14 protein-coding genes are annotated in these 14,061 nt (G+C 57.7%); 11 read left to right on the top strand and 3 right to left on the bottom strand.

Annotation, left to right across the window (positions count from 1 at the left end; translation table 11 throughout):
- The first annotated feature begins 82 nt into the window (after nucleotides 1-82).
- The 6 genes from aroC to BM395_RS00185 all read left to right on the top strand — a co-directional run bounded on the left by aroC (nucleotide 83) and on the right by BM395_RS00185 (nucleotide 5,332).
- Nucleotides 83-1,174 (top strand): chorismate synthase, encoded by a 1,092-nt coding sequence (aroC, locus tag BM395_RS00210; RefSeq protein ID WP_090508488.1) that lies wholly within the window; start codon nucleotides 83-85, stop codon nucleotides 1,172-1,174.
- Between the two features lie 81 nt (nucleotides 1,175-1,255).
- On the top strand, nucleotides 1,256-2,407 hold the full coding sequence (locus BM395_RS00205; RefSeq protein ID WP_069898656.1) for an MFS transporter: 1,152 nt from the start codon (nucleotides 1,256-1,258) through the stop codon (nucleotides 2,405-2,407).
- Nucleotides 2,404-3,024, top strand: coding sequence for a methylthioribulose 1-phosphate dehydratase (locus BM395_RS00200; RefSeq protein ID WP_090508487.1), 621 nt, complete (start codon nucleotides 2,404-2,406; stop codon nucleotides 3,022-3,024). Before BM395_RS00205 ends, BM395_RS00200 begins: the two co-directional genes overlap by 4 nt.
- 40 nt (nucleotides 3,025-3,064) lie before the next feature.
- Nucleotides 3,065-3,610, top strand: coding sequence for a 1,2-dihydroxy-3-keto-5-methylthiopentene dioxygenase (locus BM395_RS00195; protein WP_069898652.1), 546 nt, complete (start codon nucleotides 3,065-3,067; stop codon nucleotides 3,608-3,610).
- A 35-nt stretch (nucleotides 3,611-3,645) separates the two neighbouring features.
- Entirely contained in the window at nucleotides 3,646-4,320 is a 675-nt protein-coding gene (gene mtnC, locus BM395_RS00190) for an acireductone synthase (protein WP_090508486.1), read from the top strand.
- Nucleotides 4,321-4,402: 82 nt separating this feature from the next.
- The gene (locus BM395_RS00185) at nucleotides 4,403-5,332 is read left to right on the top strand and encodes an MBL fold metallo-hydrolase (protein WP_090508485.1); all 930 of its coding nucleotides are present in this window, start codon (nucleotides 4,403-4,405) and stop codon (nucleotides 5,330-5,332) included.
- Here the strand turns inward: BM395_RS00185 and BM395_RS00180 are convergent.
- Together BM395_RS00180 and BM395_RS00175 are read right to left on the bottom strand one after the other, a co-directional pair.
- Nucleotides 5,329-5,826, bottom strand: a complete 498-nt coding sequence (locus tag BM395_RS00180; RefSeq protein ID WP_090509144.1) for a methylated-DNA--[protein]-cysteine S-methyltransferase — start codon at nucleotides 5,824-5,826, stop codon at nucleotides 5,329-5,331. The two genes, BM395_RS00185 and BM395_RS00180, sit on opposite strands and share 4 nt — an antisense overlap.
- A gap of 3 nt (nucleotides 5,827-5,829) precedes the next feature.
- Nucleotides 5,830-6,717, bottom strand: coding sequence for a DNA-3-methyladenine glycosylase family protein (locus tag BM395_RS00175; RefSeq protein WP_090508484.1), 888 nt, complete (start codon nucleotides 6,715-6,717; stop codon nucleotides 5,830-5,832).
- Between the two features lie 280 nt (nucleotides 6,718-6,997).
- Between BM395_RS00175 and speE the strand changes: the two genes are divergently transcribed.
- Both speE and BM395_RS00165 read left to right on the top strand, forming a co-directional pair.
- A complete protein-coding gene (speE, locus tag BM395_RS00170; protein WP_069898640.1) occupies nucleotides 6,998-7,858 on the top strand; it encodes a polyamine aminopropyltransferase in 861 nt (286 codons plus the stop codon).
- A gap of 228 nt (nucleotides 7,859-8,086) precedes the next feature.
- On the top strand, nucleotides 8,087-10,168 hold the full coding sequence (locus tag BM395_RS00165) for an LTA synthase family protein (RefSeq protein WP_090508483.1): 2,082 nt from the start codon (nucleotides 8,087-8,089) through the stop codon (nucleotides 10,166-10,168).
- 174 nt (nucleotides 10,169-10,342) lie between these two features.
- On the opposite strand, the gene BM395_RS00160 is transcribed toward BM395_RS00165, so the two are convergent.
- Nucleotides 10,343-10,621 carry a hypothetical protein gene (locus tag BM395_RS00160; RefSeq protein WP_090508482.1) on the bottom strand — a complete coding sequence of 93 codons (279 nt, stop codon included), beginning with the start codon at nucleotides 10,619-10,621 and terminating at the stop codon, nucleotides 10,343-10,345.
- A 283-nt stretch (nucleotides 10,622-10,904) separates the two neighbouring features.
- Between BM395_RS00160 and BM395_RS00155 the strand changes: the two genes are divergently transcribed.
- Genes BM395_RS00155 through BM395_RS00145 form a run of 3 tightly spaced genes read left to right on the top strand, consistent with a single transcriptional unit; the run spans nucleotide 10,905 to nucleotide 14,039 of the window.
- Nucleotides 10,905-12,365, top strand: coding sequence for a flavin-containing monooxygenase (locus tag BM395_RS00155; protein WP_090508481.1), 1,461 nt, complete (start codon nucleotides 10,905-10,907; stop codon nucleotides 12,363-12,365).
- A complete protein-coding gene (locus BM395_RS00150) occupies nucleotides 12,349-13,278 on the top strand; it encodes an alpha/beta hydrolase (protein WP_090508480.1) in 930 nt (309 codons plus the stop codon). The genes BM395_RS00155 and BM395_RS00150 overlap by 17 nt, the downstream gene beginning before the upstream one ends.
- A complete protein-coding gene (locus BM395_RS00145; protein ID WP_090508479.1) occupies nucleotides 13,278-14,039 on the top strand; it encodes an SDR family oxidoreductase in 762 nt (253 codons plus the stop codon). The genes BM395_RS00150 and BM395_RS00145 overlap by 1 nt, the downstream gene beginning before the upstream one ends.
- The last annotated feature ends 22 nt before the right edge of the window (nucleotides 14,040-14,061 follow it).

The following is a 14,061-nucleotide window of genomic DNA, read 5'->3' as shown; positions in this document are numbered from 1 at the left end:
ATGGCTGTGCAAACTGGGGCTTCATAGCCTGCGCAGACTACAGGAATGGCCCCTGAATTGATTCACGTGGAGTGTTTAGCACATGTCAGGCAATACTTACGGCAAGTTGTTCTCCGTTACCACTGCGGGCGAAAGCCATGGCCCGGCGTTGGTGGCGATTGTTGACGGTTGCCCGCCTGGGCTTGAGCTTTCACTCGAAGACATGCAGCGGGATCTGGACCGGCGCAAGCCGGGCACCAGCCGCCACACAACGCAGCGTCAGGAAGATGACGTGGTAGAGATTCTGTCTGGCGTGTTCGAGGGCCGTACCACGGGTTGCTCGATCGGCTTGCTGATTCGCAACACTGACCAGAAGTCCAAGGACTACTCGGCGATCAAGGACACCTTCCGTCCGGCCCACGCCGACTACACCTATCACCACAAATACGGCATTCGCGATTACCGTGGCGGTGGCCGCAGCTCGGCGCGGGAAACCGCCATGCGCGTGGCCGCCGGTGCCATTGCCAAGAAGTATCTGGCCACTCAGGGCATCGTCATTCGCGGCTACATGAGCCAGCTTGGCCCCATCGAGATTCCATTCAAGAGTTGGGAACACGTCGGCAACAACGCATTCTTCAGCGCCGATCCCGATAAAGTGCCCGAGCTTGAGGCGTACATGGACCAACTGCGCCGCGATCAGGATTCCGTGGGCGCGAAGATCACCGTTGTTGCCGAAGGGGTTATGCCCGGTTTGGGCGAGCCGATTTTCGATCGCCTCGATGCTGAACTGGCCCATGCGCTGATGAGCATCAACGCGGTTAAAGGTGTCGAGATTGGCGCCGGTTTCGCCAGTGTTGCCCAGCGCGGCACCGAGCACCGCGACGAACTCACACCGCAAGGCTTCCTCAGCAACAACGCCGGCGGCATTCTGGGCGGTATTTCATCCGGCCAGCCGATTGTTGCGCATCTGGCGCTCAAGCCTACTTCGAGCATCACCACGCCGGGCCAGTCGATTGATATCAACGGCCAGCCGGTAGATGTGATCACCAAGGGCCGACACGACCCTTGCGTCGGCATTCGCGCGACCCCGATTGCCGAGGCGATGATGGCCATCGTGCTGATGGATCATCTGTTACGCCATCGCGGTCAGAACGCGGATGTGCGCGTGAACACGCCGGTAATCGGGCAGTTGTGATCACCTGCGGTTCAACCGGACTTGTTCGGGCCGACCTGTTGGCGGCCCGCCAAGTTATCAGCCAATTTTGAGCCGTTAGCGATGCCCGGCGCATTGCCGTATTGGCGGCTTTCAGGTTTCTACTTCTGCTATTTCGCCCTGCTGGGCGCCACGGCGCCATTTCTGGCGCTGTACTTCGATTACCTTGAATTCTCTCCTGCGCGTATTGGCGAGCTGATCGCCATTACCATGCTGATGCGTTGTGTGGCCCCGAACGTGTGGGGCTGGCTGGGCGATTACACCGGCCGCAGGCTGGCTATCGTGCGCTTTGGCGCGGTGTGCACGCTGTTCAGTTTTGCCGGAATCTTCATCAGTAAAAGTTATGCATGGCTGGCGCTGGTGATGGCCCTGCATGCGTTTTTCTGGCATGCAGTGTTGCCGCAGTTCGAGGTCATCACCCTGGCGCATTTACGCGAACAGGCTGCCAAATACAGCCAGATCCGCCTCTGGGGCAGCATCGGTTTTATCGTCGCGGTCGTCGGCCTCGGGCAATTGTTCGAGCATTTGAGTTTGGCGGCCTATCCGCTGGCAATCGTGCTGATCATGGCGGCGATCTGCATCAGCAGCTTCTGGGTGCCGGATGCGCAGCCCCGTCATCGGCCCGAATTTGCGGGTCAGGGCCGGTTCATCGAGCAACTTAAACGTCCGCAAATATTAGGCTTCTACCTCAGTGTGAGCCTGATGCAATTGAGCAATGGCCCTTACTACACCTTTCTCAGCGTGCACCTCGAAGCGCTCGGTTATGCGCGTGGCGCAATTGGTGGTTTCTGGGCGCTGGGCGTGCTCGCCGAAATCGTTCTGTTCATGTTCATGGCGCAGTTGCTGGCGCGTTTTTCACTGCGCCGGGTGTTGTTGGCAAGTTTTCTGATAACCGCCGTGCGTTGGGTCTTGCTGGGCAATTTTGCCGATCACGTGGTGGTTCTGATCATTGCTCAGCTAATGCACGCCGCCACCTTTGGCAGCTTCCATGCCGCCTCGATTCATTTCGTGCAACGCAGCTTCGGTGACCGCCAGCAAGGGCAGGGGCAGGCCCTTTACGCTGCGTTAGCCGGAGTGGGCGGTGCACTGGGTGCCCTGTATTCGGGTTACAGTTGGAGTACCTTGGGCTCGTCCTGGACATTCACGCTTGCCAGCGTCGCGGTTCTAGCCGGCGCGGCAGTCATCGCTACTTGCCTTAAAGAGGAGCGGCCATGAGCCAGACTCGCGAAACACTTGCGCAGCAGATCATCGAAGCGGGGCAGTTCCTTTACGCACGCGGTTGGTCCCCTGCCACCAGCAGTAATTACTCGGCGCGCCTGAGCACTGACTCGGCGTTGCTAACCGTTTCTGGCAAGCACAAGGGCCAGCTGGGCGTTGACGATGTGCTGGCCACCGACCTGCTCGGCAACAGCCTTGAGCCCGGTAAAAAGCCCTCTGCCGAAACGCTGTTGCACACGCAGCTGTACAGTTGGAGTGAGGCGATTGGCGCCGTGTTGCACACCCATTCGGTGAATGCGACGGTACTCTCGCGTTGGACCCTGAGTGATTCGCTGGTATTCGCCGATTACGAGTTGCAGAAAGCCTTTAGCGGTATCACCACCCATGAATGTCAGGTTGAAGTGCCAATCTTCGACAATGATCAGGACATCGCGCGCTTAGCCCGCAAGGTGCAGGTCTGGCTGGATGAGCACCCGGACTGCGTCGGTTATCTGATCCGTGGGCATGGGCTGTATACCTGGGGCGCGCAGATGAGTGATGCCTTGCGCCAGATTGAAGCCTTTGAGTTCCTCTTCGAGTGCGAACTCAAAGTGCGCGCGCTGCACAAGATCTGACTCCGTTAGCCGTTTTTTAGTTATTTTCTGAGGAATCGCCATGAGCACCCTGAGCGTATTTCATGAGTCATCACCCGAGTTGCCACACAAGGTTCTGACCCACGCCGAAGACATCAGCAGCACGCTGGCCGAAGTGGGCGTGCGTTTCGAACGCTGGCAGGCCAGTGCGCCGATCAAGCCGGGCGCCAGCTCCGAAGAGGTGATCAGCGCTTACCAAAGCCAGATCGACCAACTGATGAGCGAGCGCGGCTACGTCACCGTTGATGTGGTGAGCCTGAGCGAAGATCACCCGCAGAAGGCTGAGCTGCGCGCCAAGTTTTTGGATGAGCACCGTCATGCAGAAGACGAAGTGCGTTTTTTTGTGGCGGGTCGTGGCTTGTTCACCCTGCATATCGATGATCACGTCTACGCCGTACTGTGCGAGAAAAATGACCTGATCTCAGTGCCTGCCGGTACACGCCACTGGTTCGATATGGGCGAGCGCCCGCACTTTGTGGCGATTCGCCTGTTCAATAATCCCGAGGGCTGGGTTGCCGAGTTTACCGGCGAAGACATTGCCAGCCGTTTCCCGCGTATTGATGACTAACTCAAGCGCCCGCTGCCTATTCGAGAGCTCTGATCATGCCTGTTAAAGCCATTCTTACCGATATCGAGGGCACTACCAGCGCCGTCAGTTTTGTCTTCGAGGTGCTGTTTCCCTACGCGGTCGAACATTTGCCGGCGTTCGTGCTTGAGCATGCGCACGAGCCGCAGGTGGCGCAGTTGCTCGATGCAGTTCGTGAAGACAGCGCCGAGCCTGAGGCCGACACAATACGGGTTATCGAGATACTCCTGCAGTGGATCGCCGATGACCGCAAGGCAACGCCGCTCAAGGCATTGCAGGGCATGATCTGGCAGCAGGGCTACGCCAATGGCCAACTCAAGGGCCATGTCTATCCTGACGCAGTGGAGGCGCTGAAGCGCTGGAAGCAGCAGGGCTATGCTCTGTACGTTTACTCGTCCGGCTCGATTCAGGCGCAGAAGCTGATTTTTGGCTGCTCCGAAGCCGGCGATTTGAGCCCGCTGTTCAGCGGCTACTTTGATACCACCTCCGGTCCCAAGCGTGAAGTGGGCTCCTATCAGCGCATTGCCGAAGCGATAGGATTGCCTGCGGACGCGATCGTGTTTTTGTCGGATGTCGTCGAAGAACTCGACGCAGCCCAGCAAGCCGGTATGCAGACTATCGGCCTGGTACGCGAAGGCGGTGAACTTGCAGGGCATGAGTGCGTGGCCAGTTTTGCGTTGATCAATCTGTAATTGGTCCTTTGCCTCACGCCAGCAAGCTGTTATCTCTGAGACCGTGCCGGCGTTCGCTGGCTGAGTCATAAGGAGATAGCTCATGTTTAAACGGACAATCGCGCTGCTGGGGTTTTGCATTGCCAGTTCGGCAAGCGCTCAGGCCGAACTCGGCCAATCCAAGTCAGCCACTGCCACCTGCCCGAAAACCGGGGTTTATCTGCAGGTTCTGGGTTCCGGTGGGCCGGAGTTGAACGACAAGCGCGCCTCCAGCGCGTATGTGGTGTGGGCAGACGGCGTGGCGCAGGTGCTGGTCGACCTCGGTAACGGGGCGGCAAACAATATGGGCCTGGCCGGCGTGGATATCAGCCAGGTGCCTATTGTGCTGCTGACCCACTTGCACAGTGATCACAGCGCCGATTTTGCAGCGCTGATCAAGGCGCTGTTCTTCACTGACCGGCAGACCGACTTGCAGGTTTACGGGCCTACGGCGAGCAAATTCTTCGCGGATACCGAAACCTTCGTGCAACGCTTTGTTGGTGAGCAGGGCGTTTACCCTTACTTGCAGGGATATGTGAACGGCAATGCCAGTTACCAGATCAAGGCGCATAACCTGACACCAAGCCCGCAAGTACAAACGCTGGACACCGGCGAGGTGAAAATAACCGCGATTGATGCCGAGCACGGGCCGGTGCCATCGCTGGCTTATCGGGTCGAGATCGATGGCAAGTCGCTGACGTTTTCCGGTGATAACGGCGGCCACAGTGACAACCTGATCCGCCTTGCCCAAGGCAGCGATCTGCTGGTTGCACACAACGCCATTCCCGAGGGCGCAAAGGGCGTCGTGGTGCGCATGCATATGTTGCCGAGCCGGATTGGCGAAATAAGCCGTGATGCGCAGGTCAAACAGGTGCTGCTCTCGCATTTCATGAGCCGCACGGTAGATCAGCAGGCGCAAACGCTGGCGGCGATTAATGCGTTCTATAAAGGCCTGGTCGAATTTGCCAGCGACATGCAGTGCGTCGAGCTTTAAAGCGAGAGCCGCGACTGCTCGGGGAATTGCGCACCTTCGAGGCGCAGTAGCAGGGCTTTGCGTTGCAGGCCGCCGGCATAACCGGTCAGGCTGCCATCGCGGCCGATCACCCGATGGCAGGGAATAATCAGCGCAATCGGATTGGCGCCATTGGCAGTGCCCACAGCACGCACAGCTTTTGGCCGGCCAATCGCGGTGGCCAGCTCGGCGTAACTGCTGGTTTGGCCGTAACCGATACCTTGCAGGGCTTGCCATACCGTGCGCTGGAACTCGGTGCCACGCGGCGCCAGCGTTAATTCGAACCGTTTGCGGCGACCGGCAAAGTACTCATCGAGTTGCCGGCACACGGCGTCGAGTTGCTTGCCAGCAGGCTGCCAGCTCTCGCCAATTTTCCACGGCTTGCTGTCAATTTCCATCAGCAGTTGTTGCAGCCCGCTTGCGTCGCCCGCGATAAGCAGTTGGCCGATTGGGCTGCTGTGATATCGATAGAACACCACTTATGCTCCTGAGTAATTTTCCCAAAGATGCGCTGCGGCATAAGCACGCCACGGCCGCCAGGCCTCTGCCAACAATTTGAGCTGTTTGGCCTTGATGCCATCATTCCCCCACACCGGCGCCTTGAGCAGGCCGAGATCGCTGTCCGGAAATGCATCCGGTTCGCCAAACGCGCGCAACGCTATGTATTCCGCAGTCCACGGGCCAATACCGGGGAGGGCGCAAAGGCGCTCGACCAGCGCCTGATAGCCCATTTGCATGCTCAATTGCAGGTTTCCACTGGCAATCTCGCGGGCAAAGTTCTGCAAGGTTTCAACACGCTTGCCCGGCATGCCAATGCCCTGCAAGTCTGCAGCAGCAATTGCTGCGGCCGTTGGAAACAAACGCTCGACGCCTGGCGTTGATGGCCCGGATAACGGTCTGCCTAAACGCTCGACCAGGCGACCGGTTACGGTCACCGCCGCTTTCACCGTAACCTGCTGACCGACTATGGCGCGCACGGCCTGCTCGAACGGATCAAATGCGGTGGGCAGGCGCAATCCGGGATTGCGCGCCAATAGCGGCGCTAGCGTGGTGTCGGCACTCAAGTGCTGATTGATCAGTGCAGGGTTTGCATCAAGGTCGAACATCTTGCGAACGCGCTGGGTCAGCGCCGGTAAACAGGCTTCGCTCCCCGGACTCACCCGAAGAATCAGTGCAGGTGCTTCTGCAGATGGCGCCACTGAAAACCAGCCGTCAGTACCGTCGATATGGAAGCTGCGGCTGTACCGGTTGGCTTGCAGGGATTCGATGCCTTTGAGGGCGCGCAGGGCAAAATGGCTATGGAATTGCTGCCATTGCCACGGCGCCTGATAGGGCAGAACAAGCTCGGTGAATTGATCGTTTTCCATGCGCTGACATTACCCGCACACGGCGCAATTGTCAGGGCTGAAATGACTTTCAAACATTCATTGTGCATTTAGCTGCCATTGAGTGCTGGCGTGCTGTTGAGAAGGTTCGACCTGTAACCCGCTGCCACGTAGAATGCGCAGCCTTATCGATTGGCCGTGGTTGAATTTGTTAGCCTCATGGCCATCAAAATTTTTAAGGCGTCTGCCACAAGCGGGCGCATCGAGGTTACAGGACAGGCGGGAATTCCGCGTTCAACTCATTGCTAATAGGAGCACTGTCATGAGCGATTACCAAGAGACGCTTTACGAAGGTTACGGTCAACGCTTTCGTATGGATAAGTTGCTGCACGAAGTGCGTACCGAACACCAGCATCTGGTGATTTTCGAGAACGCACGCATGGGCCGGGTAATGGCGCTTGATGGCGTAATCCAGACCACCGAAGCGGATGAGTTCATCTATCACGAAATGCTCACCCACGTGCCGATTCTGGCTCATGGCTCAGCCAAGCGCGTGTTGATCATCGGTGGTGGTGACGGCGGCATGCTGCGCGAAGTGTGCAAGCACGCAACGGTTGAGCACATCACCATGGTTGAGATCGATGGCACTGTGGTCGATATGTGCAAGGAGTTCCTGCCGAACCATTCAAGTGGCGCGTATGAGGACCCACGCCTGAATCTGGTGATTGATGACGGCATGCGTTTCGTGGCCAACACCACCGAGAAGTTCGACGTGATCATCTCCGACTCGACCGATCCGATTGGCCCGGGCGAAGTGTTGTTCTCCGAGAACTTCTATCAGGCCTGCCGTCGCTGCCTGAATGATGGCGGGATTCTGGTGACCCAAAACGGTACGCCGTTCATGCAGTTGAGCGAGGTGCAAACCACTGCATCGCGCATGCACGGCCTGTTTGCCGACTGGCATTTCTATATGGCAGCGGTGCCGACTTACATCGGTGGCAGCATGACATTTGCCTGGGGCAGTACCGATGCCGAATACCGCAAGCTGTCGCAGGAAACCCTGTGCGCGCGCTTTGCAGGGAGTGGAATTGTAACGCGCTATTACAACCCAGCAATTCACAGTGGCGCTTTTGCGCTGCCGCAGTATGTTCTGCAGGCTGTCAATAAGCCGAGCAACGACTGAATCGATGCAATACAACTCAAGGGCCGCACGGCCCTTGAGTTGTATTCGGGCTTCTCAAAAGTCGTTGTCTGATGTCAGATTTCACACTTTGTTGAGTTTTGTTGCTTTAAGATTTCCGATTGCTTCGCCGCTCACCCAGATGCCACAGCATCCCTGAAAGGGGCGTTGTTGACGCGTTCAGGTTGAGTGACCGACACCCTATTGCCCTTACTAACGGATTATCAGTCAATGGCCAGTGTGCAAGACCATAAGAAAACGCCTTCGAAGCGCTTCACACCCACGATCAAGAGTCATCTTACGTTCACCCTGTTAAGTGCTGTCGCGCTGCTGGTGATGTATGCGTTATTACGTGTTGCACTGTTGGTCTATAACCGCGAGCTGATCGGCAACGACACGGTCTCGACCTTTGTCGAGGCGTTTTACAACGGTTTCCGTTTCGACCTGCGGCTGGTGGTCTACGCGCTGGTGCCTTTGCTGCTGTCGCTGCTGAGTGTTCGGGCCATGGCCGCACGGGGCTTCCATCGGGCCTGGCTGACTGCGTTTGCGAGCATCACCCTGTTTCTCGGGATCACCGAGCTGGACTTCTACCGCGAGTTCCACCAACGTCTCAACAGCCTGGTATTTCAGTACTTCGAAGAAGATGTTCATACCGTTCTGAGCATGCTGTGGAATGGCTATCCGGTGGGTCGTTATCTGATCTGCTGGGCCATTGCGACCTGGCTGCTGGCGAAAATGTTCAAAGGCCTGGATCTGCTCAGCCGGCCCAAGGCCGTGCTGCAATCGAGCCCGAGCAATGGCCCGGCCTGGTACTGGCGCACCTCGGTGTTTATTGTTTGTTTGCTGATTGCGGTGATTGCCGCACGCGGTCATTTGCGCCAGGGCCCGCCGCTGCGCTGGGGTGATGCCTACACCACTGATTCGATGTTCGCCAATCAGCTGGGCCTTAACGGCACGCTGACGCTGGCATCCGCCGCTTCGGCGAGCATGTCGTCGCACCGCGATAACGCCTGGAAGTCGACCATGTCCGATGCCGAAGCGTTGGAAGCGGTACGCAAAATGCTGCTGACCCCGCACGACAAACTTGTCGATGCCGATACAGCCGCGATCCGCCGCGATTTCACCCCGCCTGCAGACGGTACATTGCCGGTACGTAACGTGGTGGTGATTCTGATGGAAAGCTTCGCCGGGCATTTTGTCGGCGCCTTGGGCGCACCGGGCGATATCACCCCGAACTTCGACAAGCTGGCCAGTGAAGGTTTGCTCTTCGACCGGTTCTTCTCCAATGGCACGCATACTCATCAGGGCATGTTTGCGACCATGGCGTGTTTCCCGAACCTGCCGGCATTTGAATACTTGATGCGTACCCCGGAAGGCTCGCACCAGTTCTCCGGCTTGCCGCAGTTGTTGAGCGCCCGTGGCTACGACAATCTGTATGTCTACAACGGTAACTTCCAGTGGGATAACCAGTCGGGCTTCTTCAGTAATCAGGGCATGACCAACTTTGTTGGCCGCGAAGATTTCGTCGATCCGGTGTACATGGACCCAACGTGGGGCGTATCCGATCAGGACATGTTCGACCGCGGCGCCAAAGAGCTGGAAGAGAACTTTGCCGGCAAGGACAAGCCGTTCTATGCCTTGCTGCAAACCCTGTCCAACCACACCCCATACGCATTGCCAAAAGACCTGCCGGTCGAGCCAGTCACCGGGCATGGCTCGGTAGACGAGCACCTGACTGCCATGCGTTATGCCGACTGGGCGTTGGGCCAGTTCTTTGAAAAAGCGCGTAAGTCGAAGTACTACAAAGACACGCTGTTCGTGATTGTCGGTGACCACGGATTTGGTAGCGACGAGCAACTGACCGAAATGGACCTGTTCCGCTTCAACGTGCCTTTGCTGTTGATTGCCCCAGGCATTCAGGACAAGTTCGGCAAGGTCAACCATTCGGTGGGCACCCAGATAGACATCGTGCCGACCATCATGGGCCGTCTTGGCGGCGAAGTGCGCCACCAGTGCTGGGGCCGCGACTTGCTCAACCTGCCAGAAGGCGATCATGGTATTGGTGTGATCAAGCCATCGGGTGGCGAGCAGACCGTGGCAATCGTTACGCCTGAGCGCATTCTGATTCAGCCGAAAGGATTCGAGTCGCGCCTGTACGACTATCAGCTGGGTGCCAACCCAAGCGCTGAGCGTCTGCACGTCGACATTGATCCGCTGTTGAAGAAGGACCTCGAAGCCTTCCTGCAGACCGCAACCAAGAGCCTGCTGGATAACACCACCGGGGTTAAGGACGCGCATCACCTGCAACAGTAAACGCTAAACACCGGGTAGCTGCGGCTACCCGGTATTGCGTGAAAATCCTGCCAATACCCCGCCGACCGGCTTTTGCTCAGTACAAAGCTCGCGCCGCGACTCGCAGCGTTCGCTGCAGCAATGCATACCTAGTTTGCCGCGCCTTGTTAAACCTGCAGGCGCTGAGTTGCCCGTTCAGGCCGCACTTTTGTGCTGCTGCGCCGAATCCATCAGGCTCAGGCCGTTATCCAGATGCTGGTCGACCAGCCATTTACCGTGGGCGATCGAGGCATGTTGAGCTTTATCCAGCTCATCGAGAAAAGCCTGCTGCATGGGCAAGGGCAGCCGTCGGGTGACCTGGCCGTTGGGCAGGGTGATGCGACAGCCGCCAGCCCAGGGCGTTGGAATGCCCGGATGCTCCATCACTTCTGCCTGAATCAGGTGATCGCGGTGAGTGCACTGTAAGGTTGTCATGATAATTACCTCGCTGTATCGAGGCTGGCTGCTGCTAAAGGGCGCATTGGCGCCTGTACGCAGATGCCAGCTAAGAGTCCCCAGCACCTTTAAGCCTAGTTCACAGGTTTTCGGTTTTCAGGCTGGCACGACATGCGGTTGCAAAGCACGAGGTGGCATTCTTGCCTATTTAGCCGATGCTTTGACCGAAAATAACAATTTTAAAGTCAGCTGTGCGATAACCCTGAATAAGCCATTTGCGTAGCATCGGGCTATTGTTGGCGAGTGTTTCAGGGAGTTAATAATGAATAATAAATCCCATCGCGTACTCATCATTGGCACAGGGTTTGGCGGCGTTGGTCTGGCCATCAAACTCAAGCAGGCGGGTATCGACGATTTTATATTGCTTGAAAAGGCCAGCGGTGTGGGTGGCACCTGGCGTGAGAATTCTTATCCGGGCGCTGCCTGTGATGTGCCTTCGCATCTCTACTCGTTTTCGTTCGAGCCCAAGCTCGACTGGTCACGCAAGTTCGCGCCGCAAGCGCAAATACTCGGTTATTTGCAGCACTGTGTAGCCAAGTACAAGTTGACTGAGTCGATTCGCTTCAATGCCGAAGTGGTGAGCGCCGCCTTCGACGCGAGCGCAGGTGAGTGGCGCGTGAACCTGGCGGATGGCGAGCAACTGAGTGCGACGGTGCTGGTGAGTGCCTGCGGGCAATTGAGCCGGCCCATGTACCCAAAACTTGCGGGCATCGATGCATTTAAAGGCCCGGCCTTTCACTCGGCCTGCTGGCGCCATGATCTGGATCTGCACGGCAAGCGCGTAGGGGTGATTGGCACGGGGGCCTCGGCGATCCAATTTGTTCCGCGTATCCAGCCGCAGGTTGAGCACCTCACCTTGTTTCAACGCTCGGCAGCTTATGTAATCAGCAAACCTGACCGGCTGTACCGCGCATGGGAATTGGAGCTGGTCAAACAGATGCCCTGGCTGCAGAAGATTGACCGTGGCCTCAAATACATCCATCACGAAGCGCGTGGCCTGGCGTTTATCAGCATGCCGAGCTTGATGAAGCCCATGCGTTACCGCTTTGTGCAGAACCTCAACAAGGCCATCCGCGATCCGGCCAAACGCGCTGCTTTAACGCCAGATTACCCCATGGGCTGCAAGCGGGTTCTGATCAGCAATGACTACTACCCGGCGCTGGCGCAGAACAACGTCACGCTGGTTAATCAGGCCATCAGTCACGTCAGTGAGCGCGGCATCGTCACTCAGGATGGCCAGGAACATGCCTGCGATGTGCTGATCTACGGCACAGGTTTCAAGACCTCTGAGTTTCTCGCGCCCATGCAGATTACCGGGCTCGATGGCGTGTCGCTCAATCAGGCGTGGCAAGAGGGCGCGCAAGCGTACAAAGGCATCAGTGTCAGCGGGTTCCCGAATTTCTTCATGCTCTACGGGCCGAACACCAATCTGGGCCATAACTCGATCATTTACATGCTCGAAAGCCAGTACCGTTATGTGCTCAGCGCAATCAAACAGCTTCAGTCAAAGCAACTGCGTTACGTCAATCTCAAGCCAGCAGTCGAGACGAACTACAACAGCGGCGTTCAGCGCGCGATCAAACATACGGTGTGGGATCAGGGCTGTACCAGTTGGTACATCAGCGCTGCGGGCAAACATACCAATAACTGGCCGGGTTACACCTTCAGTTACCGGCAACTGACACGGAAGATGGAGCTGACCGATTATGAATGCGTACGCTGAGTTTTCAGCCCCGGCCGTCACTCAGCCGACCCTGCGTCGCTGTTTGCGGTTCGCGCTCAAAGTTTGCTTTCGCAGCGTTATGCGCCCGCCAGTGCCCATCGCAATTCAGCGCAGCACGATCAATCTGCTAACCGCAATCAATCTGGCCAAGCTCGATGGCACGCGCACGCTGCGTAACATTGCCGGCCGTCCTTGCGAGTGGTATCGGCCTTCGGTGCCGAACGGCAGCGTGATGCTCTATCTGCATGGCGGCGCTTACCTGGTGGGTAGCCCGCGTAGCCACCGTTCCATCTGCACGACATTGGCACGTCTTGGCCAGATCGAGGTTTGCGCGCTGGACTATCGCATGGCACCGGAACACCCGTTTCCGGCCGCGCGCGATGATGCGCTGGCGGCTTATCAGGCGTTGCTGGCTCAAGGCTACGGCCCCGAGCAAATCGTGGTGGCCGGTGATTCGGCCGGTGGCAACCTGAGCCTGGTGCTGGCGCTGAGACTGCGCGAGTTGGGGTTGCAGCAGCCAGCGGCGCTGGTGTGCTTTTCGCCGCTGACCGACTACACGGGATTGCAGCACCACACGCCAGAAGGCGGTGACCCGATGTTGCATCCGGCGTGGCTGCAGCAATCGGCGCAACTCTACTGCCCGATGGAAGTGGCGCTCGAGAGCCCTGAGCTGTCGCCGGTTTATGCCGATCTCCAGGGCCTGGCACCCATGCTGATTCAGGTTGGCGAAGATGAGGCGCTGCTCAATGACAGCGTGCGCCTTGCAGAGCAGGCGGAACGCGCAGGTGTGAAGGTGGAGCTGGAACGTTATCCAGGGCTTTGGCACGTGTTTCAGGTTTACGCAGGCGTGTTGGAAGTCTCTGATTTTGCCTTGGAGCGGGCCACTGCGTTTCTGAAATCACGAGGTTGCTGATGAACAATATTCTGATCACCGGGGCGGCTTCGGGCATTGGCGCCGCCACGGCGCGAATCTTTCACAAGCGCGGCTGGAAGGTCGGTCTGCTGGATGTCAACGAAGCGGCGTTAAGCCAGTTAGCTGCCGAGCTTAACGGCGCCTGGCATCAGCCTTTGGATGTAACCGACCTTGCGGCTGTAGAAGATGCAGTAAAGCTTTTTGCCGAGGCCCACGACGGCCAGTTGCGTCTGCTTTTCAACTGCGCGGGGATTTTACGCTTTGGCTATTTCGCCGAGATCGAACCGGCCGCGCATTCGCAGTTGTTGCAGATCAACGTGCAGGGTGTGATCAACATGACTCACGCTGCGTTTGCGTACCTGAAGCAAACCAGCGATGCCCAGGTGATCAATATGGGCTCTGCTTCTGGGCTCTATGGCGTGCAGCACATGGCCACGTACTCGGCTTCAAAGTTTGCCGTGCGCGGGCTTACCGAAGCGCTGAATCTGGAGTGGGAGCGCTACGGGATCAGCGTTGGCGACCTGATGCCGCCGTTCGTTAACACGCCGATGGTGACCAGCCAGACGTTTTCACCACCTGTCCTCAAACGCCTCGGGGTTAATCTGGCAGCAGAGGATATTGCCGAAGCCTGCTGGCAACAGGCGCATCAACCGCGGTTGCACCGGCCGGTCAGCCTGCAGTTCAAGTTGCTCTATTGGTCCGGGCAAGTTAGTCCTGTCTGGCTCACGCGGCTGGTCATGCGCTGGCTCGGGCGTGATTGATAGTCGGCTGTAGCGCCGCACA

The organism is Pseudomonas marincola (assembly GCF_900116605.1).
Taxonomy (GTDB): domain Bacteria; phylum Pseudomonadota; class Gammaproteobacteria; order Pseudomonadales; family Pseudomonadaceae; genus Aquipseudomonas; species Aquipseudomonas marincola.
This window is presented reverse-complemented; position numbering and strand designations above follow the sequence as displayed.